This window comes from uncultured Finegoldia sp., from assembly GCF_947252345.1.
Classification (GTDB): domain Bacteria; phylum Bacillota; class Clostridia; order Tissierellales; family Peptoniphilaceae; genus Finegoldia.
Genome location: NZ_CAMXVC010000008.1, coordinates 1 through 25,014, shown reverse-complemented (window position 1 = coordinate 25,014; position 25,014 = coordinate 1). Strand labels below are relative to the sequence as shown.

General features: G+C 32.7%; 35 protein-coding genes and 2 other annotated features. Of the genes, 34 read left to right on the top strand and 1 reads right to left on the bottom strand.

Translation table 11 applies throughout. The annotated features are described in order from the left end of the window. Positions 1–8 precede the first annotated feature (8 nt). The 28 genes from Q0X02_RS02760 to Q0X02_RS02625 all read left to right on the top strand — a co-directional run bounded on the left by Q0X02_RS02760 (position 9) and on the right by Q0X02_RS02625 (position 19,481). Positions 9–1,496 carry an aspartate ammonia-lyase gene (locus Q0X02_RS02760; protein WP_297811210.1) on the top strand — a complete coding sequence of 496 codons (1,488 nt, stop codon included), beginning with the start codon at positions 9–11 and terminating at the stop codon, positions 1,494–1,496. Between the two features lie 224 nt (positions 1,497–1,720). Continuing rightward, on the top strand, positions 1,721–2,125 hold the full coding sequence (locus tag Q0X02_RS02755; RefSeq protein ID WP_297811207.1) for a hypothetical protein: 405 nt from the start codon (positions 1,721–1,723) through the stop codon (positions 2,123–2,125). Between the two features lie 24 nt (positions 2,126–2,149). After that, positions 2,150–3,109: an NAD(P)H-dependent glycerol-3-phosphate dehydrogenase gene (locus Q0X02_RS02750; RefSeq protein ID WP_297811204.1), complete on the top strand. Its 960-nt coding sequence runs from the start codon at positions 2,150–2,152 to the stop codon at positions 3,107–3,109. Between the two features lie 128 nt (positions 3,110–3,237). After that, positions 3,238–3,603 carry a YlxM family DNA-binding protein gene (gene ylxM / locus Q0X02_RS02745; protein WP_297811202.1) on the top strand — a complete coding sequence of 122 codons (366 nt, stop codon included), beginning with the start codon at positions 3,238–3,240 and terminating at the stop codon, positions 3,601–3,603. Then, positions 3,593–4,933, top strand: a complete 1,341-nt coding sequence (ffh, locus tag Q0X02_RS02740; protein ID WP_297811199.1) for a signal recognition particle protein — start codon at positions 3,593–3,595, stop codon at positions 4,931–4,933. Before ylxM ends, ffh begins: the two co-directional genes overlap by 11 nt. An 18-nt stretch (positions 4,934–4,951) precedes the next feature. Beyond that, positions 4,952–5,203 carry a 30S ribosomal protein S16 gene (rpsP, locus tag Q0X02_RS02735; RefSeq protein WP_297811196.1) on the top strand — a complete coding sequence of 84 codons (252 nt, stop codon included), beginning with the start codon at positions 4,952–4,954 and terminating at the stop codon, positions 5,201–5,203. A 22-nt stretch (positions 5,204–5,225) separates the two neighbouring features. After that, on the top strand, positions 5,226–5,456 hold the full coding sequence (locus Q0X02_RS02730; RefSeq protein ID WP_297811194.1) for a KH domain-containing protein: 231 nt from the start codon (positions 5,226–5,228) through the stop codon (positions 5,454–5,456). Continuing rightward, positions 5,456–5,944, top strand: a complete 489-nt coding sequence (gene rimM / locus Q0X02_RS02725) for a ribosome maturation factor RimM (RefSeq protein WP_297811191.1) — start codon at positions 5,456–5,458, stop codon at positions 5,942–5,944. The genes Q0X02_RS02730 and rimM overlap by 1 nt, the downstream gene beginning before the upstream one ends. Further along, positions 5,944–6,645 (top strand): tRNA (guanosine(37)-N1)-methyltransferase TrmD, encoded by a 702-nt coding sequence (trmD, locus tag Q0X02_RS02720; RefSeq protein WP_297811188.1) that lies wholly within the window; start codon positions 5,944–5,946, stop codon positions 6,643–6,645. Before rimM ends, trmD begins: the two co-directional genes overlap by 1 nt. Beyond that, complete coding sequence (gene rplS / locus Q0X02_RS02715) at positions 6,645–6,992, top strand: 50S ribosomal protein L19 (protein ID WP_297811185.1); 348 nt, start codon at positions 6,645–6,647, stop codon at positions 6,990–6,992. Before trmD ends, rplS begins: the two co-directional genes overlap by 1 nt. 50 nt (positions 6,993–7,042) lie before the next feature. Beyond that, complete coding sequence (gene ylqF, locus Q0X02_RS02710) at positions 7,043–7,900, top strand: ribosome biogenesis GTPase YlqF (RefSeq protein ID WP_297811182.1); 858 nt, start codon at positions 7,043–7,045, stop codon at positions 7,898–7,900. After that, positions 7,887–8,510, top strand: a complete 624-nt coding sequence (locus Q0X02_RS02705) for a ribonuclease HII (protein WP_297811179.1) — start codon at positions 7,887–7,889, stop codon at positions 8,508–8,510. Before ylqF ends, Q0X02_RS02705 begins: the two co-directional genes overlap by 14 nt. Next, the gene (locus tag Q0X02_RS02700; RefSeq protein WP_297811177.1) at positions 8,491–8,832 is read left to right on the top strand and encodes a YraN family protein; all 342 of its coding nucleotides are present in this window, start codon (positions 8,491–8,493) and stop codon (positions 8,830–8,832) included. Before Q0X02_RS02705 ends, Q0X02_RS02700 begins: the two co-directional genes overlap by 20 nt. A 71-nt stretch (positions 8,833–8,903) precedes the next feature. Then, positions 8,904–9,392: a molybdenum cofactor biosynthesis protein B gene (locus Q0X02_RS02695; RefSeq protein WP_297811174.1), complete on the top strand. Its 489-nt coding sequence runs from the start codon at positions 8,904–8,906 to the stop codon at positions 9,390–9,392. Between the two features lie 57 nt (positions 9,393–9,449). Next, the gene (gene efp, locus Q0X02_RS02690; RefSeq protein ID WP_297811172.1) at positions 9,450–10,007 is read left to right on the top strand and encodes an elongation factor P; all 558 of its coding nucleotides are present in this window, start codon (positions 9,450–9,452) and stop codon (positions 10,005–10,007) included. 76 nt (positions 10,008–10,083) lie between these two features. Beyond that, entirely contained in the window at positions 10,084–10,233 is a 150-nt protein-coding gene (rpmG, locus tag Q0X02_RS02685; RefSeq protein ID WP_002835319.1) for a 50S ribosomal protein L33, read from the top strand. Positions 10,234–10,242: 9 nt separating this feature from the next. Continuing rightward, a complete protein-coding gene (gene secE / locus Q0X02_RS02680) occupies positions 10,243–10,467 on the top strand; it encodes a preprotein translocase subunit SecE (protein WP_297811170.1) in 225 nt (74 codons plus the stop codon). A gap of 18 nt (positions 10,468–10,485) precedes the next feature. Beyond that, positions 10,486–11,067, top strand: coding sequence for a transcription termination/antitermination protein NusG (gene nusG / locus Q0X02_RS02675; protein ID WP_297811168.1), 582 nt, complete (start codon positions 10,486–10,488; stop codon positions 11,065–11,067). Positions 11,068–11,157: 90 nt separating this feature from the next. Continuing rightward, a complete protein-coding gene (gene rplK, locus Q0X02_RS02670; protein ID WP_297811166.1) occupies positions 11,158–11,583 on the top strand; it encodes a 50S ribosomal protein L11 in 426 nt (141 codons plus the stop codon). 38 nt (positions 11,584–11,621) lie between these two features. Further along, positions 11,622–12,323: a 50S ribosomal protein L1 gene (gene rplA / locus Q0X02_RS02665; RefSeq protein ID WP_297811163.1), complete on the top strand. Its 702-nt coding sequence runs from the start codon at positions 11,622–11,624 to the stop codon at positions 12,321–12,323. 58 nt (positions 12,324–12,381) lie between these two features. Then, entirely contained in the window at positions 12,382–13,527 is a 1,146-nt protein-coding gene (locus Q0X02_RS02660) for an AI-2E family transporter (protein WP_297811160.1), read from the top strand. Between the two features lie 45 nt (positions 13,528–13,572). Further along, positions 13,573–13,696, top strand: a sequence feature (ribosomal protein L10 leader region). A 19-nt stretch (positions 13,697–13,715) separates the two neighbouring features. Beyond that, positions 13,716–14,258 (top strand): 50S ribosomal protein L10, encoded by a 543-nt coding sequence (gene rplJ, locus Q0X02_RS02655; protein WP_297811156.1) that lies wholly within the window; start codon positions 13,716–13,718, stop codon positions 14,256–14,258. Between the two features lie 32 nt (positions 14,259–14,290). Then, positions 14,291–14,662, top strand: a complete 372-nt coding sequence (gene rplL / locus Q0X02_RS02650; protein WP_297811153.1) for a 50S ribosomal protein L7/L12 — start codon at positions 14,291–14,293, stop codon at positions 14,660–14,662. Positions 14,663–14,751: 89 nt separating this feature from the next. After that, positions 14,752–14,988 (top strand) — a binding site (T-box leader). A gap of 68 nt (positions 14,989–15,056) precedes the next feature. Further along, positions 15,057–17,057 carry a methionine--tRNA ligase gene (gene metG, locus Q0X02_RS02645; protein WP_297811150.1) on the top strand — a complete coding sequence of 667 codons (2,001 nt, stop codon included), beginning with the start codon at positions 15,057–15,059 and terminating at the stop codon, positions 17,055–17,057. Continuing rightward, complete coding sequence (locus Q0X02_RS02640) at positions 17,057–17,824, top strand: TatD family hydrolase (RefSeq protein WP_297811147.1); 768 nt, start codon at positions 17,057–17,059, stop codon at positions 17,822–17,824. The genes metG and Q0X02_RS02640 overlap by 1 nt, the downstream gene beginning before the upstream one ends. Before the next feature lie 3 nt (positions 17,825–17,827). Continuing rightward, on the top strand, positions 17,828–18,358 hold the full coding sequence (rnmV, locus tag Q0X02_RS02635; RefSeq protein ID WP_297811144.1) for a ribonuclease M5: 531 nt from the start codon (positions 17,828–17,830) through the stop codon (positions 18,356–18,358). Beyond that, the gene (gene rsmA, locus Q0X02_RS02630) at positions 18,348–19,199 is read left to right on the top strand and encodes a 16S rRNA (adenine(1518)-N(6)/adenine(1519)-N(6))-dimethyltransferase RsmA (protein WP_297811141.1); all 852 of its coding nucleotides are present in this window, start codon (positions 18,348–18,350) and stop codon (positions 19,197–19,199) included. Before rnmV ends, rsmA begins: the two co-directional genes overlap by 11 nt. Before the next feature lie 51 nt (positions 19,200–19,250). Then, on the top strand, positions 19,251–19,481 hold the full coding sequence (locus tag Q0X02_RS02625; RefSeq protein WP_297811138.1) for a glutaredoxin family protein: 231 nt from the start codon (positions 19,251–19,253) through the stop codon (positions 19,479–19,481). A gap of 71 nt (positions 19,482–19,552) precedes the next feature. Here Q0X02_RS02625 and Q0X02_RS02620 read toward each other — a convergent pair whose 3' ends face one another. After that, entirely contained in the window at positions 19,553–19,741 is a 189-nt protein-coding gene (locus Q0X02_RS02620; RefSeq protein WP_297811135.1) for a DUF1858 domain-containing protein, read from the bottom strand. Between the two features lie 121 nt (positions 19,742–19,862). On the opposite strand from Q0X02_RS02620, the gene mgtE reads away from it, so the two are divergent. The 6 genes from mgtE to Q0X02_RS02590 all read left to right on the top strand — a co-directional run bounded on the left by mgtE (position 19,863) and on the right by Q0X02_RS02590 (position 24,914). Continuing rightward, a complete protein-coding gene (gene mgtE / locus Q0X02_RS02615; protein ID WP_297811133.1) occupies positions 19,863–21,230 on the top strand; it encodes a magnesium transporter in 1,368 nt (455 codons plus the stop codon). Positions 21,231–21,358: 128 nt separating this feature from the next. Further along, positions 21,359–21,598 (top strand): Veg family protein, encoded by a 240-nt coding sequence (locus tag Q0X02_RS02610; RefSeq protein WP_297811131.1) that lies wholly within the window; start codon positions 21,359–21,361, stop codon positions 21,596–21,598. A 76-nt stretch (positions 21,599–21,674) separates the two neighbouring features. Next, entirely contained in the window at positions 21,675–21,944 is a 270-nt protein-coding gene (locus tag Q0X02_RS02605) for a glutaredoxin domain-containing protein (protein ID WP_297811128.1), read from the top strand. After that, a complete protein-coding gene (gene ispE, locus Q0X02_RS02600) occupies positions 21,931–22,764 on the top strand; it encodes a 4-(cytidine 5'-diphospho)-2-C-methyl-D-erythritol kinase (protein ID WP_297811125.1) in 834 nt (277 codons plus the stop codon). Before Q0X02_RS02605 ends, ispE begins: the two co-directional genes overlap by 14 nt. Beyond that, positions 22,739–23,527 (top strand): glutamate racemase, encoded by a 789-nt coding sequence (murI, locus tag Q0X02_RS02595; RefSeq protein ID WP_297811123.1) that lies wholly within the window; start codon positions 22,739–22,741, stop codon positions 23,525–23,527. The genes ispE and murI overlap by 26 nt, the downstream gene beginning before the upstream one ends. A 1-nt stretch (position 23,528) precedes the next feature. After that, positions 23,529–24,914, top strand: coding sequence for an aminopeptidase (locus Q0X02_RS02590; RefSeq protein WP_297811120.1), 1,386 nt, complete (start codon positions 23,529–23,531; stop codon positions 24,912–24,914). Positions 24,915–25,014: the final 100 nt, after the last annotated feature.

The window sequence follows — 25,014 nt, the reverse complement described above, 5'->3', positions numbered from 1 at the left end:
GGGTTAATATGGAATATAGATTAGAGTCAGACAGTGTTGGAGAAAAACAAGTTCCAAAAGATGCCTACTATGGCGTGCAATCTTTGAGGGGAATGGAAAATTTCCCGATAACTGGAAGAACTTTACACGAAGAATTGATTTATGGATTGACAATTGTAAAAAAAGCTTGTGCTATCGCTAACCACAGAGCGGGAATTATGAGAGAGGATGTAAAAAACGCAATCGTTTACGCTTGCGACAAAATCCTAGACGGAGAATATCACGATCAGTTTCTAACAGACCCTATTCAAGGTGGCGCTGGAACAACTGCAAATATGAATGCCAATGAAGTAATAGCGAACATTGCCAACGAAAAACTCGGTGGCGGATTGGGAACTTATGAATTTGTTCATCCAAATGACCACGTCAATATGAGTCAATCAACTAACGATGTTTTTCCAACTGCAGGAAAAATTGCAACGCTAAGACTTTTAATAAAATCTTTAAACGAATTAAAACAATTAGAAATTTCACTTTTAAATAAATCTATAGAATTTGACGATGTACTAAAAATGGGACGTACACAACTTCAAGATGCTGTTCCAATTAGATTAGGTCAAGAATTTCATGCGTATTATTCAGTAATCAAACGAGATATCAAAAGAATAAGAAGGTCATCTGACCAAATAGAATCGATAAATATGGGAGCGACGGCTATTGGCACCGGAGTTAACGTTGACAAAGTTTATTTCACAAACATCGTGCCAATTCTCGCAGAATTAACTGGATTTGATTTGCATCAAGCGGAAGATTTGATCGACGGAACTAACAACCTAGACGGTCTTGTTGAGATATCAAGCGCAGTCAAATCTACAGCTGTAAGCTTATCAAAAATGGCGAGCGATTTGAGATTGATGAGCTCCGGTCCAAAAACAATGGTTGGTGACATAGAACTACCTCCAAGACAAAATGGCTCATCAATTATGCCGGGCAAAGTAAATCCGGTTATACCAGAAGTAGTAAACCAAGTTGTTTTCAAAATAATTGGAAATGACAACACAGTTACAATGTGTGCAGAGCATGGACAATTGGAATTAAACGCATTCGAACCAGTGTTGTTTGACAGCTTGTTTGAATCTATTTCCATATTGACCAATGCCGTAAGAACTTTCAGGGAAAATTGCATTCTTGGAATCAAACCAAACAGACAAAAATTATCCAACGACGTCGAAAAATCTGTGGGAATTGTAACAGCGCTAGTTCCTCACATTGGATACAAAAAGTCTGCGGAAATCGCAAAACGTGCATTGAGTACTGGTATCACTGTAAGAAACATTGTTTTGGATGAAAAAATCTTAACAGAAGATGAATTAAAAGAAATTCTCGACCCAATTGCAATGACGATGCCGGGAATTGCAGCGGAATATTTGATTAAACAAAAACAGCAGGCGTACATTGACAAAAAGAAAAAAGAAATCAAAAAATTAAAAGAAGAAAAAAAACAAATCGAAAAATAAATCCAAAAGTCTATTATCAAAATTAACGATAATAGGCTTTTTTCTTTTTTGATAGTAACGACACGAAAATTAAATTTTCAATACAGACAAAAATTATGGACAAAATTGTTCAATGAATTGTTAAACAAATTAGTAATTAAAAAAAAATTGATAAGATGTGAAATAACTACTAAATCTGATGATATTAAATTTAGTATTATGATATAATTTATCTAGGTGATAAAATGAATAAAACTTATAAAAATACTGGCAACTTTGCGTTGGCAATTTCAAATGCTTTGATGGTTGTATTTGTCTCAATGTTGTTAAAAAATCAAAACATAGTTGCTATGGTGATTCTTCTAGCGTGGGCGGTGTACGCTTATCGAAACAAAATGATTGTCGCTAAAACTCTTCAACGAAAAAGGACAAAGTTGGAGTATGCGAGTTTTCTAGTACTACTTGTTGGATTTATGTTGATTTACTATCATCCAAATAAAGTGTATGTATTTTTAACTTATTTTGTATTCGTAATTTACAACACGATTTTGTGGATTAATATGGTCGTAATGAGGGCGTTGGAAAATTCTACTACAAACCCAAAACAAAACAAAAAATCGAGAAAGAAAATATCAAAAAAGAAAAAATAAAGAGATATATTAAAGAGGTATATAATGAAAATAATGGTTATTGGGCCAGGAAGATGGGGAAGTTTCATCGCTTGGTATCTTAAAAAAATAGGTCATGATGTTTTGTTGTATGGACTTAATGGAACTGAAGATTTTGAAAATTTCAAGAAGACTCGTTCTAATGGAATCATCACTCTACAAGATGATTTAAAATTGACTGATGATATTGATGAAGCCAAAAATTGTGATGTAATTCATGTGAGTGTAAACGCACAGGGATTCAGGAGCGTCTTAGAACAGTTAAATTCAATAGGAATTAAAAATAAAATCATAGTAACCAATATGAAGGGAATTGAAATATCAACCGGCAAAAGACTTTCCGAAGTGTGCGAAGAAATAATGGATAAATCCAACAAAGTTGCAGCATGGATAGGACCTGGCCATCCGCAAGAATTTTACCGAAACGTTCCAAATTGTATGGTAATTGATTCAGAAGATGAAGATGTCAAGGAAATGTTGATTGAAAACTACAGCTCTGATTTGATTAGATTTTACTACGGAGAGGACTTGATTGGCAATGAAATAGGCGCCGCCTACAAAAACGTAATAGGAATTGCCGCCGGTATGCTAGATGGCCTTCAAATTAGTTCGTTAAAAGGAGCGTTGATGAGTAGAGGTTGCAGGGAAGTGGCACGATTCATCAAATCAGCAGGAGGAAAAGAATTGAGCGCGTATGGTTTGTGCCATCTTGGAGATTATGAGGCGACGGTGTTTTCTAAATACTCTCACAACAGAATGTTCGGGGAAATGCGTGCAAAATCAGAAAATTATGACAAATTAGCTGAAGGGTATTATACTGCGAAGGCAATCAAAATAATTGCAGACAAAATGAATTTGGATTTGCCGATAAATAATGCAGTGTACAGAGTGCTATACGAAAATTCTTCATTAAAAGAAGAAATAAATAAATTATTCAGCAGAAGTTTGAAAAAGGAATTTTATTAAAATAAAAAATCAATAAATTTCAAAAAAAGAAGTGTAAAATATACACTTCTTTTTTTCTGAAATGCTTGACAAATGAAATCTAAGTTTATATAATATACAAGTCAAGTAAAAATGTTGACGGTGATTGAATGGAAAAATTATTGAATATTACTATGATGTTTGATTATTATGGTAAATTACTTACAAAAAGAGAATACGATGTTATTGACAAATATTACAACGAGGACTTGTCTTTGAATGAGATTGCTCAGATTTGTAATATTTCGAAACAAGCTGTAAGTGATAGTTTGAAAAGAGCTGAGAACAAACTCAACGAATACGAAAAAAAACTAGGATTGATTGAAAAATCCAAAAAAAGTCAGTATTTTTTGAGAAAAATCAGAGATGACCTTTTCTCTTTGTCACCTGACATTAAAAGCAAAGAAATCGAAAATATAATAAAAGAAATTGGAGATTTCTTAAATGATTTAGAGGATGTGGAAAATGATATTTGAAAATTTGTCCGATAAATTACAAAATGCCTTGTCAAAATTGACCAATAGAGGAAAATTAACAGAAAAAGATATAGACGTTGCGATGAGAGAAGTTAAGCTTGCGTTATTGGAAGCGGATGTCAACTACAAAGTTGTCAAGGATTTCATTTCTCAAGTAAAAGAACGAGCTATTGATTCTTCTGTTATGGAAAGCCTGACTCCAGGTCAGCAAGTCATCAAGATAGTCAACGAAGAATTGACTAAAATGATGGGTGAAAAGGAAGAAAAACTTAATGTTTCACCAATGAAACCGACAGTGATAATGCTTTGTGGTTTGCAAGGAGCTGGTAAAACAACTCATGCAGGAAAGTTGGCGTTGAATTTAAAAAACAAAAACAAAAAAGTTTTACTCGTTGCGTGCGATATTTATAGACCTGCTGCCATCAAACAACTTCAAGTTGTCGGTGGAAAAGTTGGAGTTGAAGTTTTTGAAATGGGAAATACAAATCCCGTTTTGATTTCACAAAAAGCAATAGAAGAAGCTAAGAAAAAAAACATTGACTATGTAATCATAGATACTGCTGGTCGTCTTCATATTGACGATACTCTGATGGACGAGCTAAAAAATATTAAACAAGAAGTTAAACCTTCGGATATATTGTTGGTCGTGGATTCAATGACCGGACAAGATGCGGTTAACGTTGCAGCGAAATTTAACGAAGATTTGGATATAACAGGAATTATCTTGACCAAGCTAGATGGAGATGCGAGAGGTGGAGCTGCTTTATCAATCAGACAAGTAGCGGACAAGCCGATTAAATTCATTGGTGTCGGTGAAAAACTTGAAGATTTAGAAGCCTTCCATCCAGACAGAATGGCATCTCGTATATTGGGAATGGGAGATGTTCTTAGCTTAATTGAAAAAGCACAAAATCAATTTGACGAAAAAAAGGCAAAAGAATTAGAAGAGAAAATTAAAGCACAAAATTTTGACTTTAATGATTTTCTTGACCAAATGCAGCAAATCAAAAAAATGGGGCCTATGCAAGATATTCTTGCTATGATTCCAGGAGTAGATAGCAAAATGCTTAAACAAGTTAATTTCGACAACAAGGAATTTGACAAGATTGAAGCAATTATAAAATCTATGACAAAAAAAGAAAGAGAAAATCCTGATATCATCAGCATATCAAGGAGAAAAAGAATAGCAAAAGGCTGTGGTCAAGACCAAGTAGCTGTGAACAAACTTCTTAAACAATTCAAAGAAATGAAGACGATGATGAAGAATATGGGAGCACTACAGAAAAAATTTGGGAAAAAAGGTAAAATGAAAATGCCTTTTTTTAGATAATAAGTATGGAGGTAAATTATGTCAGTAAAAATTAGATTAAAAAGAATGGGAGCAAAGAAGAAACCATTTTATAGAATAGTTGTCGCAGATTCAAGATGTCCTCGTGATGGTAAATTCATCGAAGAAATTGGTTACTACAACCCATTAGTAGAAGAAAAAACTGTTAAAGTTGACAGTGCGAAAGTTCAACAATGGATTAAAAATGGTGCAAAACCTACAGACACAGTAGACAGATTATTCAAAAATAATGGAGTTTACGAAGCAAAATAAATAATACAGGTTGGGAGTTGTCATGGAAAAATTAGTTAAAACAATCGCCACTGCGTTGGTTGATAACAAAGAAGCGGTTGAAGTAACATCAAGACAAGACAAACATACAGTTATTATAGAAGTTCGAGCAGATTCCAATGATTTGGGAAAAATTATCGGCAAAGAGGGAAAAATTGCGAAGGCAATTAGAACTATCACAAAGGCAGCTGCGATTAAAAGTGGCGAAAAAGTTGTCGTTGATATAATGCAATAATGGAATATATAGCTGTAGCGGAAGTGCTCAATACACATGGAATAAAAGGATGTCTTAAAATGAGACCTTTGACTGACAATATCGAAAGATTTGACGAAGATATTTGTTATTATCTTGGAGATAAAAAAATCAAGGTTTCTATTCAAAACTACAGAATGTACAAAGGGTTTTTGTATATGGATTTTGAAGAATTTAATGACATCAACGAGGTTATCGGATTCAAAAAACAATTTTTGTATATAGATGAAAAAGACAGATATGAATTAAAAGATGGAAGTTATTATATAGACGATTTGGTTGGCTTAAAGGCTTACTCAAATGGTGAATACATTGGTGATTTGGTCGAAGTCATAAGTTTGTACGGAAATGATGTATATAGAATCAAAAATGATTCTATGGAATACTTGATACCTGCTGTGGATGAGTTTATAAAAAAAATAGATATTGAAAATGGATTAATCGATGTAGTTTTAATCGAGGGTATGTGATGAAATTTATAATTTTGACATTATTTCCCGAAAGTTTTGATTACTTAAAATCGTATGGAGTCATTGGCAAAGCCATCCAGAAAAATATCATCGAACTTGAAGTTGTAAATATTCGAGATTACTCTAAAAACAAACACAACAAAGTAGATGATGAAATGTATGGAGGAGGAGCGGGAATGATTATGACTTGCCAACCGATTTATGATTGCTTGATGGATGTCAACAAAAATAAATCGAAAGTCTTTTTTATGTCTCCTCAGGGCAAAGTACTCAATCAAAAAAAATGTATCGAACTATCAAAAGAACAAGAAATAGTAATTTTGTGCGGCCATTACGAAGGAGTCGACAGTAGAATAATAAATAATTATTGTGATGAAGAGATTTCTATTGGAGATTATGTAATGACAGGCGGAGAGTTAGGATGTATGGTTTTGATTGATTGCGTCAGCAGAATGATTGACGATGTTTTGGGTAATGATGAAAGTTATAAAACAGATTCGCACTACAATTTATTGCTACAAGAAGATTCCTACACAAGACCCAGAGTATTTAACGGATTAGAGGTACCTGATGTTTTGCTATCAGGTAATCATGAAAAAATTGAACAGTGGCGAGAAAAATCAAGACTGGAAAATACAAAAAATAAAAGAGAAGATATATATCAGAAATATCTGAAAGAAAAAAACCAAGGAGGAACATAATGGATATTATAAAAACATTAGAAGATGAACAATTAAGACAATCTCAGTTCAACTTTCATGTTGGAGATACTGTAAAAGTAGACTATCTTATCAAAGAAGGTAACAAAGAAAGAGTTCAAGTTTACGAAGGAACTGTAATAAAAATTCAAGGAACTGGACTAAGAAGAACATTCACAGTAAGAAGATTAGCTTATGGTGTAGGCGTTGAAAGAACTTTCTTAATCAACTCTCCAAGAGTAACTAACGTTAGATTAGTTAGAGAAGGTAAAGTAAGAAGAGCTAAATTATTCTACTTAAGAGACAGAGAAGGTAAAGCTGCTAAAGTTAAAGAAAAACAAAAATTCTAAATTAAGTGCTGAGATTTTCTCAGTACTTTTTTTAAATGGAAGGAACACACATGGACATTAACAATATTAACTGGTATCCTGGTCACATGAAAAAAGCAATCGACAAGATAAAAGAAAATATTAAACTTGTCGATATAGTTCTGGTATTAGTAGATTCGAGAATTGTAAAATCATCTATGAATCCTGTGATAGAAGAAATACTAAAAGACAAACCAAAACTAATTCTCATGAACAAAATGGATATGGCTGACCCACAAATAACACAAAAATGGATAAACTATTTTGCAAAAAACAATATAACTGCGCTGCCAATTGACAGCAAAAATGGCAAAAATTTGGACAAAATAGAACCCACAGCCAGAAAAATCCTGGAAGGTCTGTTAAAAAATAGAAAAGATAAAAACATCAAATCAGAAATAATAAGAATGATGATAGTAGGAATCCCTAATGTTGGAAAATCCACGATAATCAATAAATTGTCCAATAGACAATCTGCAAAAACAGGCAATATTCCAGGTGTCACAAGAACTAATCAATGGATAAGGATTAAAGGAAAGCTCGAATTGTTGGACACGCCAGGAGTTTTGTGGCCGAAGTTTGAAGACAACGAGATAGGATTAAACCTCGCATTTACGGGAGCTATCAAAGACGAAATACTCGACGAAGAGAACTTGGCGTACAAACTCATAGAAAAATTGATGGCTATTAATCCACAAATTTTAGAAAACAGATACTCGATTGACACCGAAAACAAGGAAACAATCGAAATAATGGATGCAATTGCTATCAGGAGAGGCTGTCTATTAAAGGGAAAAAATATTGATTATTCAAAAGTATCATCGATTTTGATTGATGAATTTAGAAAAACAACGTTAGGAAGAATTTCATTAGAAGATGTTTGCGATTAATTACAATGATTTTGAAGAAAATTTAATATGTGGAGTAGATGAAGTTGGCAGAGGTCCGCTGGCAGGTCCAGTCGTAACTTGTGCGATAATAATGCCAAAAAACTGTAATATAATAGAAGGAGTTACCGATTCAAAAAAGATATCCGAAAAGAAAAGATTGCTGTACAAGGATTTGATTATCGAGCAATCGATAGCTTACAGCGTAAACTTCGTAGATCAACAAATAATTGATGACATAAATATCAAACAAGCGACAAGATTATCAATGAAAAGAGCAGTTGAAAGTTTGAAAACAAAAGACAATAAATTAGTTACACCAGATTTAATTGTAATAGATGCAGAAAAAATAGACACAGAAATAAAGCAAATGTCATTTATAAAAGGTGACGAAAAATTATATCCAATTTCTTGTGCATCTATAGTAGCAAAAGTCGTTCGAGATGAGTATATGAAAGAAATGGCAAATATATATCCGGAATACGGATTTGAAAAACACAAAGGCTACGGAACGAAACTTCACCGAGAAATGATAATTGAACACGGAGCTTGTCCTCTTCACAGAAAAACTTTTTTGAGGAAATTATATGAAAATGGAAAAAAACCGAGGTAAATTTGCAGAAGATTACGCTTGCGAATATTTACTAGAAAAAGGTTACGAAATAATTGACAGAAATTACTCTGAAGTAATCGGAGAATTAGACATAGTATGTATTTACGAAAATTTTTTAGTAATAGTTGAAGTAAAAGCTAGAATCGATGACAAACACGGTGCACCTTCTGATTTTGTAACACCATCAAAACAAAACAAAATCAGAAAAACAACTGAAATTTACATCGAAAAAAAAGATTTGTATGACTATCAACCAAGATTTGACGTTATAGAAATTTACTTGAACGATTTTAAAATAAATCACTATATTGACGCATTTTAGTATTGACAATGAATGGGTAATTTTATATAATATCAAGGTCAAGTAAAAATATTGACAGAAAGGTTTGAGATATGTATAAGGTAGCAGTTTTAACGGTGTCGGACAAAGGCTCTCAAGGAAAAAGAGAAGATTTGAGTGGCAAAAAAATAATCGAAATTGTCGAAAAAAAAGGGTATTCAGTAGAAAAATACGATATAGTAGCTGATGAAAAAGAAGCGATAAAAGAAAAATTAATTCAATATTGTAATCAAAATATAGAATTGATTTTAACGACAGGAGGAACAGGATTTTCGAAAAGGGATGTAACTCCGGAAGCTACGTTAGAAATTTCGGAAAAACTTTGCCTTGGAATCAGCGAAGCTATAAGAAACTATTCAATGACAATAACAAAAAGAGCAATGCTTTCAAGGGCTGTATCTGTTATAAGACAAAATTCTATAATCATAAATCTTCCAGGAAGTCCTAAAGCTGTTGAAGAGAGTTTAGAATATATAATAGAAACACTAGAGCATGCAATAAAAATTTTAAACGGCGAATCGTCAGAATGCGCAAGAAAATAGTTGTTGATAATTAATTAGTAATGTATAATATATGATAGATAAATATAGGAGGTATATATGATTCAAGCAGGAGATTTTAGAAAAGGTACAACATTTGAAATGGATGGAGATGTGTGGCAAATTATAGATTTCCAACACGTTAAACCTGGAAAAGGTGCAGCTTTTGTAAGAACAAAAATAAAATCAGTTATGACTGGTTCTAACAGAGATATGACATTTAATCCAAATGAAAAATACGAAGAAGCCAGAATTGAAACAAAAGAAATGCAATATTTGTACAACGATGGAACATTATATTATTTTATGGATCCAGAATCTTACGAACAATTGCCAATTGATAAAGAAAGCGTTGAAGAAGCAATACTTTACATAAAGGAAAATGATATGGCTACAATCAAATTTTTCAAGGGTAAAGCATTCCAAGTTTCGCCACCAAACTTTGTCGAATTAGAAATTACACAAACAGAACCAGGAATAAAAGGAAATACTGCAACTGGTGCTACAAAACCTGCAACAGTTGAAACGGGTGCCACAGTTAACGTGCCTTTATTTGTAAACGAAGGAGATAAAATCAAAATAGATACAAGAACTGGAGAATATTTGTCAAGAGTTTAGTATTTATTGACTTTTATAGCTTTTTATGATAGAGTAGTACAGTGGATTTTGTCCATACTAATAGAGGAGGTCTAATATGAGAGATAAAGTAATTTTAGAATGTACTGAATGCAAAAGCAGAAACTACACAACTAAAAAGAACAAAAAACTTCACCCTGATAGAGTTGAAACTAATAAGTATTGTAAATTCTGTAAAAAGCACACTCTACACAAAGAAACAAGATAGGAGGAGCTTATGGCAGTAAAAAACCCACAAAATTCTAATCAAAAATTAGCCGCAAATACTAAAAATCAAGGATTTTTAAAAGGCGTAAAGACTGAATGGAATAAAATTGTTTGGCCAACTTCAAAGGAAACTGTTGAATACTCAATAGTAGTTGTAATAATTTCCTTTATAGTTGCATTAATAGTTTACGGATTAGATACTGTGTTCCAACGTATCATCGGACTATTTATATAGAAAGGAACAGTATCCACAATGACCGAGAACAAAAATACATTTATTGAAAATGCAACTGAAGATTTTAAAAATCGTGCGAAAGATGGAAAATGGTATGTAGTACATACTTATTCTGGACACGAAGGCAAAGTAAAAGTTAATATTGAAAAAATGGTAGAAAATCGTGGTTATATCGATGATATATTCGAAGTAGTAGTACCTACTGAAGAATATGTATCTGAGGTCGGTGGAGCTAAGAAGTTAAAAGAAAGAAAAATCTTCCCGGGTTATGTTTTTGTTAAGATGACAATAACCGATGTCTCATGGTATTTAGTTAGAAATACTCGAGGAGTTACAGGATTTGTTGGACCTGAGTCCAAACCTGTAGCAGTTAGTGAAAAGGAAATGAAGAAATTTGCTCTTAAAAATCAATCATTATCAAAAAAAGAAATTGATGTAAATGTAGGAGACAATGTAAACATTGTTTCAGGAGCTTTTAGTGACCAAGTAGGAATCGTTGAAGAAATAAACAACGAAAAAGCTATTTGTAAAGTTTTGATTTCCTTGTTTGGCAGAGACACATCTGTTGAAATTAGCTTTGATGATATCGAAAAAGTTTAAATTTGAATATAAGTTATTTAATTAATTTCATATAGATCGATGTGGGAGGTTAGCCCCGATAACCACAATAGTTTTTAAGGAGGAACTAATATGGCTAAAAAAGTACAAGCAATAGTAAAGTTACAAATTCCTGCAGGTAAAGCAACACCTGCACCACCAGTAGGTACAGCACTTGGACCTCATGGTGTTAATATAATGCAATTCACAAAAGAGTTTAACGCAAAAACTCAAGACCAAATGGGAATGATTATTCCAGTAGTTATGACTATTTACCAAGATAGATCATTCACATTTATTACAAAGACTCCACCAGCACCAGTTCTTATTAAAAAAGAATTAGGATTAAATTCTGCTTCAGGAGAACCTAACAAAACTAAAGTTGGACAATTAACTAAAGAACAAGTTAAGAAAATTGCTGAAATCAAAATGCCTGACTTGAATGCAGCAAACTTAGAATCTGCTATGAGTATGATTAAAGGTACAGCAAGAAGTATGGGAGTTACAGTAGAAGAATAGTGGGAGATTTAATTCGCTAGAACCACAAGGAGGATTATATGGCAAAAAAAGGTAAAAAATATCAAGAAAGTTCAAAATTGATAGATAAATCAGTTGAATATAAATTAGACGAAGCATGTAAATTAGTTGTTGAAACAGCTAAAGCTAAATTTGACGAATCAGTAGAGTTACACGCAAAATTGGGCGTTGACAGTAGACACGCTGACCAACAAGTTCGTGGTACAATAGTACTCCCTAATGGTACTGGTAAGGACCAAAAGGTTGCTGTTTTTGCAAAAGGCGATAAAGCTGAAGAAGCAAAAGCTGCAGGAGCTGATTTTGTTGGAGCAGAAGAATTGGCAGACAAAATTCAAAAAGAAGGTTGGTTAGGATTTGATGTTGCAGTAGCTACACCAGATATGATGGGAGTTGTAGGTAGAATCGGTAGAATTTTAGGACCTCAAGGATTAATGCCTAACCCAAAAGCTGGTACTGTAACTATGGATGTTACTAATGCTATCAAAGAAATTAAAGCTGGTAAAGTTGAGTACAGAACTGATAAAAGCAACATCGTTCATGTTGCAGTTGGAAAAGTATCTTTTGGAGAAGGAAAAATTGCAGAAAATATCAACGCTTTAATGCAAGCATTATTAAAAGCAAAACCAGCTTCATCAAAAGGTAAATATATTAAATCTTTATCAATTTCATCAACAATGGGCCCTGGAATCAAGGTTAATCCATTGCAATTTGCAAAAGAATAATATTAATAAGACAATTTAACCACCTTTTTAGGTGGTTTTTGTTTCATGTGGAGGAAATATGAAATTTTCACAAGAAGATAAGAAAAAAATTTTAATGGGAATTTTGATTTTAATAGTTCCAGTAATTTTGACTTATTTTTTGTTCAACAAAAAATTGATTTTCAAAAACATTAATCTATTTGTAGAGATAGTCTATCCTTTTATAATAGGGGCGGCTTTCGCATTTATATGGAATATTCCAATGCATTTCATTGAGGATAAATTACTTAAAAAAATGAAGATAAATTCTTCCTTGAAAAGAGCTATCTGTCTTTTACTAAGTTTGATTATAGTAAGTGCACTGATTGCATTTGTAATTATATTGATAATTCCAAAATTTTTTGACGCGCTTAAATCTTTGATTCAGGGAATACCGGTTATTGTGCAAAAACTCAGAAAATATCCAGAAATTGCTAATCAATTGGATAAAATATACGATAAATACGCAATCAAAAACACGAGGGATTTGTTTATTATTTTGAAACCGTATTTGACAAAAAATGGTTTGGATATTTTAAGCAATGTCTATTTTGGAATTAGTACGATTTTTTCGGTGATTATTAGTTTTATAGTATCATTTACATTTGCAGTCTATTTATTGTTTTCAAAGGAAACTTTGAAAAGACAATTTACAGAAATGATATATGCTCAATTTAAGGGCGATACAGCGAAGAAAATTATAGTAGCATCCAAGATTTGTTACGAGAAATTCTATATGTTTTTTAGAGGACAATTTTTGGAAGCATTTATGCTGGGATTTATGTGTTTTATTGGAATGTATTTACTAAAAATCCCGAATGCAGCAACGGTTGGGGTTTTAATAGGATTTGGTGCTTTGATTCCTTTGGTTGGTGCGATAGTTGCAGCGGCTCTAGGGACATTAATTGTTTTTATTGATTCGGTAAATAAAGCTTTGATTTTTTTGGTTTTCATTGTAATTTTGCAACAATTTGATGGCAACGTAACTTATCCAAGAATTGTGGGCTCGTCAGTGGGTCTTCCTTCTATATGGGTTTTGGTAGCAGTTACAATTGGTGCTGCTGTTGGGGGGATAGTTGGTATGCTTGTTTTTGTTCCAATTTTCGCAACAGGGTATGAATTGTTGTACAAATACAAGAAACACAAATTGGAAGAAAAAAATATTTGTGTGATACATGAAAAATAATATTAAAAAGTATTGACAATTACTTCTACTATGATATAATATACAGGTAATTAATTTGGGCTACCGAAGACAGTAGGGACTTTTTAGTTTAATAATCCTACAGAGGAGCATAAGATATGAGTTTATCAGTCTTTCTGTCTTTGGATGGAAAGACTTTTTTAGTGTAGCCTTTTCATGGAGGTGAAATAATGAAAGAGTACGTTTTAAATCAAAAAAAGGCTGTTGTTGATGAAATTAAAGGTCACATTAACGATGCTAAATCAATGGTTATCGTTGATTACAGAGGACTAAATGTTGGCGAAGCAACAGAACTAAGAGAAAAGTTCAGAAACGAAAATGTAGTATTCAAAGTTTACAAAAATACTATGATGAACTTCGCTTTTAAAGAACTAGGTTTTGAAGGATTCTTGGATTTCTTATCTGGTCCTAACGCAGTTGCATTTAGCATGGACGATCCAATCGCCGCTGCTAGAATAGCAAAAGAATTTGCAGCTGAACACGAAAACTTAGAAATTAAAGCTGGTTATTTAGGAGACAAATTCTTAGATGTTGAAGGTGTGAAGAAAATCGCATCTATTCCTTCAAGAGAAGTTCTTCTTACAAAAATGCTTGGAAGCTTCAAAGCTCCAGTATCAAAATTTGTATATTTAGCAGATGCTATTGCTAAATCAAAACAAGAAGATTCACAAGAAGCTGAATCAAAAGAAACTACTGAAACAGTAGAAGAATAATAAAAAATAAAAATAAATTTGGAGGTAAATATATGTCAATAGATGAAATCTTAGAAGCAGTTGAAGGTTTAACTGTTCTTGAATTAAATGAATTAGTTGAAAAAGCAGAAGAAAAATTTGGAGTATCAGCAGCAGCTCCTGTAGCAGTTGCAGGTGCAGCTCCAGCAGCAGGTGGAGCAGCAGCAGAAGAAAAATCAGAATTTGATGTTATCTTAGCTTCTGCAGGCGATGCAAAAATGAAAGTTATTAAAGCAGTTAAAGATTTAACTGGTTTAGGATTAAAAGAAGCTAAGGCTATCGTAGATGAAGCTCCTAAAGCAATTAAAGAAGGCGCTTCAAAAGAAGAAGCTGAAGAATTAAAATCTAAACTTGAAGAAGTTGGAGCTACTGTAGAATTAAAGTAGTAGAAAAAGTTGAGAGGTTATGTTTTATAACCTCTCTTTTTTAATGCTTGACAATTCGCTATTTTATGATATTATTTACTTGTATTATTAAAATGACTATGAGAAGATGAGTATGTAATAATTTTTTTATAGAGAGTCTTAGCTTGCTGGAATAAGATACTAAATGATTGCAGAATATGGTCTTGGAGTTTGAAAAGTTGAATAGCATTTGCTTTTAAATTTTTTCGGTAGCATCCGTTATCTTATGCTAGGCACTGGAGTGCTAAACAATGAGAGAATATTTCATATTCTAAATTAAGGTGGTAACGCGGATTTTCGCCCTTATATGATGGATAATCATGTAGGGGTTTTTTTATTATTACTAATTGTAGTCACTATTAAATAGGGGGAAGTTATGTCAGAAGAAAAAAAATCATATTATATTACTACGCCGATTTATTATCCAAGTAGTAATTTACATTTAGGTCATACTTATACAACAATCATCGCAGATACTTTAAAAAAATTCAAGAAAATTCAAGGCTATGATGTGTTTTTGACGACTGGTACTGATGAACATGGTCAAAAATTGTTTGAGAAGGCAAAAGAAAAAAATATGGGAGATAATCCATTGAATTATATTGACCCAATCGTTAAAAGTGCAAAGGATTTGTGGAAGAAACTTGACATTGATATAGATAGTTTTGTTAGAAGTACCGACAAGGTTCACGAGAAAAATGTTCAAGAAATTTTCCAAAAATTGTACGATCAGGGAGATATCTATAAATCTACTTACAAAGGACATTATTGTGTGGATTGCGAGGCTTTTTGGACTGAGTCTCAATTAAAGGATGGTAAGTGTCCTGATTGTGGGCGTGATGTTCACTATCATGAAGAAGAATCGTATTTTTTCAGATTATCAAAATACAAAGACAGAATTTTACAATTATACAAAGATAATCCGGATTTTTTGAAGCCAGAATCTCGTAAGAATGAGATGATAAACAACTTTTTAAGCGGAGAATTGGAAGATTTATCTGTTTCTCGTACAAGTTTTGACTGGGGGGTTAAGGTTCCTTTTGATGATAAGCACATAATATATGTGTGGATTGACGCCCTTAGTTGTTATTTGACTGGTATTGGATATGGTCAGGATGAGAAGTTGTTCAATAAGTTTTGGCCATGTGATATCCACCTTGTAGGCAAGGAAATTGTTAGATTTCACACGATTATTTGGCCTGCTTTGTTGATGGCGTTGGATTTGCCGTTGCCAAAGAAGGTGTTTGCTCACGGATGGATTTTGTTCAATGAGGATAAAATGAGTAAATCCAAGGGAAATGTTTATTATCCAGAGCCAATTATTGATTTGTACGGGGTAGATGCGTTAAAATACTACATCTTAAGAGATTTTACATTCGGAAATGATGGTAATTTTACAACAGAAAGATTTATGAATAGATTCAATTCTGATTTGGTCAATGATTTGGGAAATCTAGTAAGCAGATCAGTTTCAATGGTTGAGAAGTATTTTGATGGTGTAATTCCACAACCTAACGAAAACAATGATACTGACAAGGATTTGATGTCTGTCGTTGAAGGTTGCCAATCAAAAGTTGAAACTTTATTGGATAATTTGGATTTTTCTAATGCTTTGGAAGAAATCTGGAAAGTTATCAGACGTGCAAACAAATACATCGATGAAACTACTCCTTGGATTTTAATAAAAGATAATCCAGAAAGATTGAAGACTGTTTTGTACAATTTGATGGATGCTATTAGAGTTATTTGCATATTAAATTCTCCATTTATCACAGAAACTAGCAACAAAATCAAAGAACAAATCGGTCTTTCTGAAATAAAATGGGAAGATGGAAAAGTGTTCGGCAAAACTGTTGCAGGAACTAAGGTTCAAAGAGGAGAAAACTTGTTCAATAGATTGGATATCAAGAAGGAAACTGAAAGATTGAATGAAGTTAACGATAAATTGATTGAAGAACGAACTGGTAAAAAAGTTTCTGAATTGAGAGGAAACAGCGAGGAAGAATCTTCTAAAAAACCTAAGAAAAAATCAAAAAAATCCAAGGTTAAAGAAGAAATCACAATAGATGACTTTGATAAGCTTGATTTGAGAGTTGGACAAATCGTTGAAGCTAAACAACATCCGGATGCAGATAAACTTTTGGTTTTCAAGGTTAAAATCGGCGATGAAACAAGACAAATAGTTTCTGGCATTAAAAACTGGTATGAACCAGAGGATTTGATTGGCAAGAAGGTCATTGTTGTTTACAATTTGAAACCTGTTCAGTTAAGGGGAGTGGAATCTCAAGGTATGCTTCTTGCTGCAAGTAAGGGCGATAAATTGACTATGGCAAGCTTACTTGATTCGGAATTTGAGGATGGAGCGACTGTATCTTAATGGGAGATTATGTAATTTATGACACACATTGTCACTTGACAGATGAAAAATTTGATTTTGATAGGGACAAAATTATCGAAGACTTAAAATCTAATTCTGTTGTAAAAGCGATGCTTCCAAGTGATAATGTTGAAAACTCCGTAAAAGCCATTGAATTATCTGAAAAGTATGATTTTTTGTACAACGCTGTAGGAATCCATCCGGAAGAGGATAGTAGATTTACAGATGAAGATATTTTGAAAATAGAAGAATTGGCTGACAACCCAAAATGCAAGGCTATTGGTGAAATTGGGCTAGATTATCATTATGAATATGACAAACAAAAGCAAAAATATTTGTTTGAAAAACAAATGGAGATAGCTGAAAGGAAAAAATTGCCTGTTATAATTCACACTAGAGATGCAATTCAAGATACTTATGACATATTGGCAAAATATCACGATGTAAGAGGAATAATGCACTCGTATTCTGGTAGTTATGAAATGGCACAAAAATTTATAGAACTTGGATATTATATTTCGTTTAGTGGTGTCGTTACTTTCAAAAACGCTAGAAATGTACAAGAAATATGCGCAAAGCTTCCGATGGACAAGATTTTGGTGGAGACGGACTCGCCTTATTTGACGCCACATCCATATCGTGGGAAAAGGAATGAGCCGAAATACGTCAATCTGGTTTTACAAAAAGTCAGTCTTCTTCACAATATGACTGAAAAACAGGCGGCACGGATAATTTGCAAGAACGCTGACGATATTTTTGGATGGTAAATTATGATAAAAGAAATAATTGTTGTCGAAGGAAGAGATGACGAACAAAGAGTAAAAAGGGCATTGGATTGTGAAGTGGTGTGCACTGGCGGGATTTATTTCGGTGAAAAACTTCTTCAAAGATTAAAAAAAATAAGCAAAGATAGAGGAATTATAATTCTCACAGACCCTGATTATGCGGGAAATAAAATCAGAAAAAGAATCAATGATTTCATTCCTGATGCTAAAAATGCTTTTGTAGCACAGAATTTGTGTATCAAAGATAAAGATATTGGAATTGAGAATGCAAAAGAAGAAGATATCTTAATTGCTATCGAAAATGCTCACCCATCAATCGTCGATAAAAAGAAAGAGTACACGATGGATGATATGATATATTATGGCTTGGTTGGAGATGGTTCGAAGGCTTTGCGAATAAAAGTTGGACAAATTTTGAATATAGGTTATGGCAACGCAAAAAGCTTTCTTAGAATGCTGAATAATTACAATATTTCAAGAGAAAAGTTAGAGGAGGCTATAAATTATGAGTTATAACCTTCACAAGCCTTCATATATTAAGGAGATATTGGATAAATTTGGATTTAAGTTTTCGAAAGCTTTGGGCCAAAATTTTCTTATAGATGGTAATCTTATTGAAAATATTATTGAATACTCAGAAATTACAAAAGATGACTATGTGATTGAAATCGGCCCAGGATTTGGAACATTAACAGAAAGGCTTGTCGACAATTGCAAATTTTTGTACTCTATCGAGATTGATACAAGACTTATGGATGTATTGGGATACACTGTCGGTGATAGGGAAAATTTCCAGATAATCAATGAAGACGTGTTAAAGGTTGATTTAAAAAAACTCGAACACGAAGGGAAAAAATTCAAAGTTGTTGCAAATCTGCCTTATTACATCACGACGCCTATAATAGAGCATTTGTTTAATTACAGAGATATTATAGATTCTATTACAGTGATGGTTCAAAAAGAGGTAGCAAATCGAATGGTTGCGGAAAAATCCAGCAAAGATTACGGTGCACTAAGCCTTTTTGTCAAACAAAATAGCGATGCAAAGATTATTTTGAATGCTCCTAAATTCGTTTTTATGCCTCAACCAAAAGTTGATAGTGCAGTTGTCAATCTCAAGCTTAAAAAATTGGACGAGTCAGTTGACAATGTCTTGCTCACAAATTTAATAAAATCTGGGTTTAGTAAACGAAGAAAGACGATTTTAAATAGTTTATCAACGGGATTCGTGAATATAAAAAAAGAAGATTTAAAAAAAATACTATCTGAGTTGGGCTTGAAAGAAAATTTAAGGGCAGAAAATTTGTCGCTTGACGATTATAAAAACATAACAAAAAAATTAATTGAAAATGATTAATATTTTCAAATAAGGGTATAAATACTGTAGAAACTTTAAGGAGGTATTTTTATGAAAGATGTAACAATTTATACAAGTGATGGATGCCAATATTGTCACGCAGCAAAAGACTATATGGATGAAAACAATGTAAAATATACAGAAAAAAACATTTCACAAGACCAAGAAGCTAGAAAAGAACTTATGAAAAAAGGACATATGGGAGTTCCTGTTACTATCATAGGTGACAAAGAAATTGTTGGTTTTGACCAAGAAAAATTAAAAGAAGCTTTGGGATTATAAGAAAAAAACTACTTGCAAATATGCAGGTAGTTTTTTTAGTGTGAAAAACCCACAGCGAAGTGGGAGTTATATTAGTTTTTGTTTAATTGTTCTAATAAATAATTGACATCTAATCCGTGAACCATGCAAGCTTCTTCCAAACTTTCCATTTGGCTTGCTGGACAACCTATACAAGATAATCCGTTTCTAAATAACACCTCAACAGAATCTGGATTAGTTCTGATAATATCTCCGATTAACATATCTTTAGTAATTTCCATAAAATCACCCCTTTATCATTTATATTCTTATTATAATATAACCTTTGCATTCATTCAAGTATAAAATTTGACCAGCTATGATATAATTTAATAAGAACTAAAATTATAGGTGGTGAGAAATATGAGGGATACAAATTTTAAGCGTCAAGAAATAGATATGGATTTGCTCAATAAATATCTTTCTGATAAAGATTATTTGAAACTCAAAAGCCAAATTCAAAAATACAATCCAGTTGATATTGCCGAATACATCGAGTCATTGGATTTAAAAAGTGCTATGTTGGTTTTTAGATTACTGAACAAAGACGATTGCATCGATGTTTTTTCACATATGGAGAATGACCATAGGACCAGGTTGTTGGACGCATTCAGTGATAAAGAAGTCAAATTCATAGTTGATGAATTGTATTTCGACGATATGATTGACTTGATTGAAGAAATGCCTGCTGGTATTGTCAAAAAAGTGCTCAGACACACTAACAAAAACGAGAGAAATCTTATCAATCAATTCTTAAATTATCCTGAAGACTCGGCGGGTTCTTTGATGACAATCGAATATATTGAACTCAGATCTTATTATACTGTCAGAAAAGCTCTCGAAGTTATCAAAAAAACAGGAGTTGACAAACAGACCGTCTATACTTGTTATGTTACAAACGAAAAGAAAACATTACTTGGATTTGTGTCGCTAAGAACTATAGTGACAAACGAACCAGAAACTCTTATAGAAGATTTGATGGATGAAGATGTAATATATGTACACACAGATGACGACCAAGAAACCGTTGCAGATATGTTCAAAAAATACGGATTTGTAATTCTTCCAGTTGTAGACAATGAAAAAAGACTTACAGGAATAATAACAGTTGACGATATCATGGAAGTTATGGAACAAGAGGCAACAGAAGACTTTCAATTGATGGCAGGTATGAGTCCGGATGAAGATGAATATTTGGATCAAACTGTGTTCACTTTGGCAAAAAAACGTATAGCTTGGCTATTGATTTTGATGATTTCTGCGACGTTTACAGGCTCTATTATGACGCATTACGAAAGTCTAATCGGAAAAGCAATTATTTTATCGGCATTTATTCCTATGATAATGGACACGGGAGGAAATTCCGGCTCACAATCATCAACATTGATAATACGTGGACTGGCGACAGGTGAAATCAGCACCAAAGATTGGTTCAAAGTTTTCTTCAAAGAGTTCAGAGTAGCGATTCTTGTATCAATTGTAATGAGCATTGTTTGTTTCATCAAAACAATGATAGTAGACAGAGTCAGTGTTCCAATTGGATTTGTAGTGTCAATTACTTTGGTATTCACAATAGTAACTGCTAAATTAATCGGCGGAATGTTGCCAATTATCGCCAAAAAATTAAAACTCGACCCAGCAATAATGGCGGGACCATTGATTACAACAATAGTAGACGCGTTGAGTTTGTTAATTTATTTTGAAATGGCACACATCGCACTTGGAATATAAAAAATAAAAATTTTTGAAAAACTATTGACATAATTAAATTATTACTGTAAAATAAAATATTTAATTTGACTTATAGCCCTCTTAGTGATATAATTTATCTAACGATTGAATCTGTTAGGAGGAATAACGTGAAGGAAATTAATGATTTGAACATGATTAGAAGTCAAGTTAGAAATAATATTGGAAAAGATGTTATTGTCGAGGCAGATAAAGGACGAAATAAAATTGTCACTAACAAAGGAACTATTTGTCAAGTGTTCCCAAGCTTGTTCACAATTAAAGTAACTAATGAATATGATTCTGAAAGAACAATTTCTTATACTTACTCAGATATTCTTACATCAACAGTAAAATTGGAATTATGTTAAAAAGCGACCGAGAGGTCGTTTTTTTAGTTTGATTTCACAAATAAACAATAGTATAATCTAATAATAGAGGTGCAATATGAAATTAAAATTATTTATGTCAGAAAAATGCCCAGGTTGTGTAGAAGCAATTGATAAATTACAAAAAGCTGGCATTGAATACGAAATGATAAACATAACAGATTGTATGAAAAATTTAAAAGAATTTTTAAAATTCAGAGACAATCGTGAAGAGTTTGAATCGATAAAAAAAGAAAATAGAGTCGGAATACCTATGATTACTGATGAAAAAACAATCGTCTTCTTCCAAGGTATAGAAGATTTAAGAGTGTTTAATGAAAATAAATAGCTACGCTAAAATCAACCTGTCACTTGATGTAGTAGGCACAAGAGATGACGGTTACCACAATATAGACACGATTATGAACTTAATACAACTCCACGATGTTATTGAAATAACAAGAAATAACAAAAATAAATTGGCATTAAGTTCAAACAGTCAAGATTTTCCGACGGACGAGTCAAACTTAATATGCAAAATATACGATAATTTAAAAAAATTCAGAAACATAAATTCAGGCTACGATGTATTTGTTGACAAACAAATTCCGATTGCGGCAGGACTAGCTGGAGGAAGTTCCAACGCAGCAGAATTTCTGATGTTTGTCGATGAAGATTTGAATCTAAATCTTACACAAGAAGAATACAAAGAAATCTCACGATTGACAGGCGCAGACACCTATTACTTTACTTGTAAAAAATGTGTCAGAGCTACTGGAATAGGAAATGAACTGGAAAGATTATCAGATTTTTCCGGCAAAAAAATAATAATAGTGAATAATGGGATGAAAATATCATCTAAACAGGTCTACGATAAATTGAAGATTGAAAAAGGTGGATTAGATGAAATAGCTAATTTCATCAACAATTGTGAGTATGACAAATTTTATCAATACGCATTTAACGTCATGGAAAGTGTGTCAGAAGAATTAGTAAAAGATATATCAACAATAAAAAAAGAATTGATTAATTTAAAAGCAAACTTATCTTTAATGAGTGGTTCGGGACCAACTGTGTTTGGGATTTTCGAAAACACTGAAGACTATGAAAATTGCTATAATAAATTAAAGGATAAGTATAAGTATGTATTTAAAACAAAAACCTTATAATAAAATAGGCTTTGTAGATTCAGGACTAGGCGGACTAACAGTATTCAAAAAAGTAAAAAAACTAATGCCGAACAAGCAATATATATATTTTGCTGACTGCAAAAATGTTCCATACGGCTCAAAAACAAGAGATGAAATGCTTGAAATATCTGACAATATTGTCAAATTTTTCAATAATAAAAATATAGATTTATTGATAGTTGCGTGCAATACGCTGACATCAATAGCACTAGAACATATGAAAAAATCAGCAAAATTTGACATTATTGGAGTAGTAGATTACGGAGTAAGATCGGCACTGCAACAGACTATAAACAAAAAAGTCGGAGTAATAGCTACAAAGGCGACGGTAAATAACGGACTGTACAAGAAACTCCTCGAACACAATCACATTGAAGTGCTACAATCAGCTTGCATTGACTTTGTTAGTATCGTAGAAGAAGGGTGCAAAAATGACGAGTTGATTATGGAAAAAGTCGAAGAATACATCAAGCCAATAGTTGAATTTGGAGCAGACACGATAATTTTGGGGTGTACACATTATCCTATATTGTTGGATTACCTAAAAAAATACACCGGAGAAAAAATAAAATTCATAGACCCCGCAGACTTGCTATCACAAGATGTATATGAAATTTGTGGCAACTATGAAAATAGAAGCAATGTTGAATACTATGTCACGAAAAAACCAGTGGATTTTCAAACAAACGGCTCAAAAATTATGGGAGAACCAATAGAAAAAGTTATAGAAATGGAGAGATAATATGCAATTGGAACACGAAAAGACAAACATTTGGAATATGGTAGATGAAAAAGAACACAAAGAAATATATGCCTATGGAGAAAGATACAAGAATTTCCTAGACAATTGTAAAACAGAAAGAGAAGCAACACAATTCATAATAAATCAAGCAAAACAAAACGGATTTATAGAACTTAAAGAAGCATTGAAAAACAAAATAAAAAAAGGTGACAAAATCTTCATCAATAACAAAGGAAAATCTTGTGTATTAGCGGTTATTGGTGATGACATAAACGAAGGACTAAACATAGTTGGAGCTCACATAGATTGCCCAAGATTAGATTTAAGAGCGGTACCATTTAATGAAGATAAAAACATATTAATGATGAAAACTCATTATTATGGAGGAATAAAAAAACATCAATGGACAACAATACCACTAGCAATGCACGGAGTTATCTTCACAAATGAAGGGAAAAAAGTAGAAATCAAAATAGGTGAAAAAGAAGACGAACCAGTATTCTACATCACAGAATTATTGGCACACTTATCAAAAGATTTGAACGCAAAAACACTAGGACAAGCAATCGAAGGGGAAAAACTATCGATAATTGCTGGACATGACAGCTACAATTTCAAAGATGAAAAAGAAAATCCTATAAAAAAATGTATATTAAAATATTTAAACGAAAAATACTCAATCACAGAATCGGATTTCCAAATAGCAGAAATCGAAATAGTACCAGCAACAAAAGCCAGAGATGTTGGATTTGACGGAGCAATGATAGCAGCACATGGTCATGACGACAGAGTATGCTCTTATGCAACATTAGAAGCAATTCTAAAAGTTGACAGCCCAAAAAGAACCGCAATTGCACTATTTGTAGACAAAGAAGAAATTGGCTCAGTTGGTAATACATCAATGAAAGCACCATATATGGAAAATATGATTGCAGAAATAGCAAACAATCAATCTGAAAAATTCAACGACTTGACAATGAGAAGAATTTTAGCAAATTCAAAAGTGCTATCAGCAGATGTAACAGCAGCAATCGACCCATTGTATTCAGAAGCAACTGAAGACTCAAACACAGCTCTTTGTGGATGTGGAATTTCAATAGCAAAATTCACAGGACATGGCGGAAAATTCAACTCAAATGATGCTAACCCAGAATTTTTAAACGAACTAAGAGAATTATTCGAAAAAGAAAATGTAATCTGGCAAACAACAGAACTTGGGAAAATTGACCAAGGAGGCGGAGGAACTATAGCCTATATACTTGCAAACAAAGGAGCAGAAGTAGTAGATATGGGTACTGCAATGTTATCGATGCATGCCCCAGTAGAATTACTATCAAAAGCAGATTGCTATATGACAAGTAAAGCTTACCACGCATTTTTAAAATAAAATAAAATAAAAAATAAAGCACTTGACAACTAGTGTATATATTGATATCATATAAAAGCACTTGAAGTTAAGTGCTTTTTAAAATGCAAAACAAAAAGCA

Coding starts and splice junctions, on each gene's coding strand:
- Q0X02_RS02620 (WP_297811135.1), bottom strand. CDS start 19,741: ATGGAAATTACTAAAGATATGTTAATCGGAGATATTATCAGAACTAAT.
- Q0X02_RS02730 (WP_297811194.1), top strand. CDS start 5,226: ATGGAAAAATTAGTTAAAACAATCGCCACTGCGTTGGTTGATAACAAA.
- ylxM (WP_297811202.1), top strand. CDS start 3,238: ATGGAAAAATTATTGAATATTACTATGATGTTTGATTATTATGGTAAA.
- rplL (WP_297811153.1), top strand. CDS start 14,291: ATGTCAATAGATGAAATCTTAGAAGCAGTTGAAGGTTTAACTGTTCTT.
- mgtE (WP_297811133.1), top strand. CDS start 19,863: ATGAGGGATACAAATTTTAAGCGTCAAGAAATAGATATGGATTTGCTC.
- nusG (WP_297811168.1), top strand. CDS start 10,486: ATGACCGAGAACAAAAATACATTTATTGAAAATGCAACTGAAGATTTT.
- metG (WP_297811150.1), top strand. CDS start 15,057: ATGTCAGAAGAAAAAAAATCATATTATATTACTACGCCGATTTATTAT.
- rplJ (WP_297811156.1), top strand. CDS start 13,716: ATGAAAGAGTACGTTTTAAATCAAAAAAAGGCTGTTGTTGATGAAATT.
- rplA (WP_297811163.1), top strand. CDS start 11,622: ATGGCAAAAAAAGGTAAAAAATATCAAGAAAGTTCAAAATTGATAGAT.
- ffh (WP_297811199.1), top strand. CDS start 3,593: ATGATATTTGAAAATTTGTCCGATAAATTACAAAATGCCTTGTCAAAA.
- Q0X02_RS02590 (WP_297811120.1), top strand. CDS start 23,529: ATGCAATTGGAACACGAAAAGACAAACATTTGGAATATGGTAGATGAA.
- rplS (WP_297811185.1), top strand. CDS start 6,645: ATGGATATTATAAAAACATTAGAAGATGAACAATTAAGACAATCTCAG.
- Q0X02_RS02660 (WP_297811160.1), top strand. CDS start 12,382: ATGAAATTTTCACAAGAAGATAAGAAAAAAATTTTAATGGGAATTTTG.
- efp (WP_297811172.1), top strand. CDS start 9,450: ATGATTCAAGCAGGAGATTTTAGAAAAGGTACAACATTTGAAATGGAT.
- rplK (WP_297811166.1), top strand. CDS start 11,158: ATGGCTAAAAAAGTACAAGCAATAGTAAAGTTACAAATTCCTGCAGGT.
- rnmV (WP_297811144.1), top strand. CDS start 17,828: ATGATAAAAGAAATAATTGTTGTCGAAGGAAGAGATGACGAACAAAGA.
- secE (WP_297811170.1), top strand. CDS start 10,243: ATGGCAGTAAAAAACCCACAAAATTCTAATCAAAAATTAGCCGCAAAT.
- Q0X02_RS02705 (WP_297811179.1), top strand. CDS start 7,887: ATGTTTGCGATTAATTACAATGATTTTGAAGAAAATTTAATATGTGGA.
- Q0X02_RS02695 (WP_297811174.1), top strand. CDS start 8,904: ATGTATAAGGTAGCAGTTTTAACGGTGTCGGACAAAGGCTCTCAAGGA.
- Q0X02_RS02755 (WP_297811207.1), top strand. CDS start 1,721: ATGAATAAAACTTATAAAAATACTGGCAACTTTGCGTTGGCAATTTCA.
- trmD (WP_297811188.1), top strand. CDS start 5,944: ATGAAATTTATAATTTTGACATTATTTCCCGAAAGTTTTGATTACTTA.
- rimM (WP_297811191.1), top strand. CDS start 5,456: ATGGAATATATAGCTGTAGCGGAAGTGCTCAATACACATGGAATAAAA.
- Q0X02_RS02605 (WP_297811128.1), top strand. CDS start 21,675: ATGAAATTAAAATTATTTATGTCAGAAAAATGCCCAGGTTGTGTAGAA.
- rpsP (WP_297811196.1), top strand. CDS start 4,952: ATGTCAGTAAAAATTAGATTAAAAAGAATGGGAGCAAAGAAGAAACCA.
- murI (WP_297811123.1), top strand. CDS start 22,739: ATGTATTTAAAACAAAAACCTTATAATAAAATAGGCTTTGTAGATTCA.
- rpmG (WP_002835319.1), top strand. CDS start 10,084: ATGAGAGATAAAGTAATTTTAGAATGTACTGAATGCAAAAGCAGAAAC.
- Q0X02_RS02700 (WP_297811177.1), top strand. CDS start 8,491: ATGGAAAAAAACCGAGGTAAATTTGCAGAAGATTACGCTTGCGAATAT.
- Q0X02_RS02760 (WP_297811210.1), top strand. CDS start 9: ATGGAATATAGATTAGAGTCAGACAGTGTTGGAGAAAAACAAGTTCCA.
- Q0X02_RS02750 (WP_297811204.1), top strand. CDS start 2,150: ATGAAAATAATGGTTATTGGGCCAGGAAGATGGGGAAGTTTCATCGCT.
- Q0X02_RS02640 (WP_297811147.1), top strand. CDS start 17,057: ATGGGAGATTATGTAATTTATGACACACATTGTCACTTGACAGATGAA.
- Q0X02_RS02625 (WP_297811138.1), top strand. CDS start 19,251: ATGAAAGATGTAACAATTTATACAAGTGATGGATGCCAATATTGTCAC.
- ylqF (WP_297811182.1), top strand. CDS start 7,043: ATGGACATTAACAATATTAACTGGTATCCTGGTCACATGAAAAAAGCA.
- ispE (WP_297811125.1), top strand. CDS start 21,931: ATGAAAATAAATAGCTACGCTAAAATCAACCTGTCACTTGATGTAGTA.
- rsmA (WP_297811141.1), top strand. CDS start 18,348: ATGAGTTATAACCTTCACAAGCCTTCATATATTAAGGAGATATTGGAT.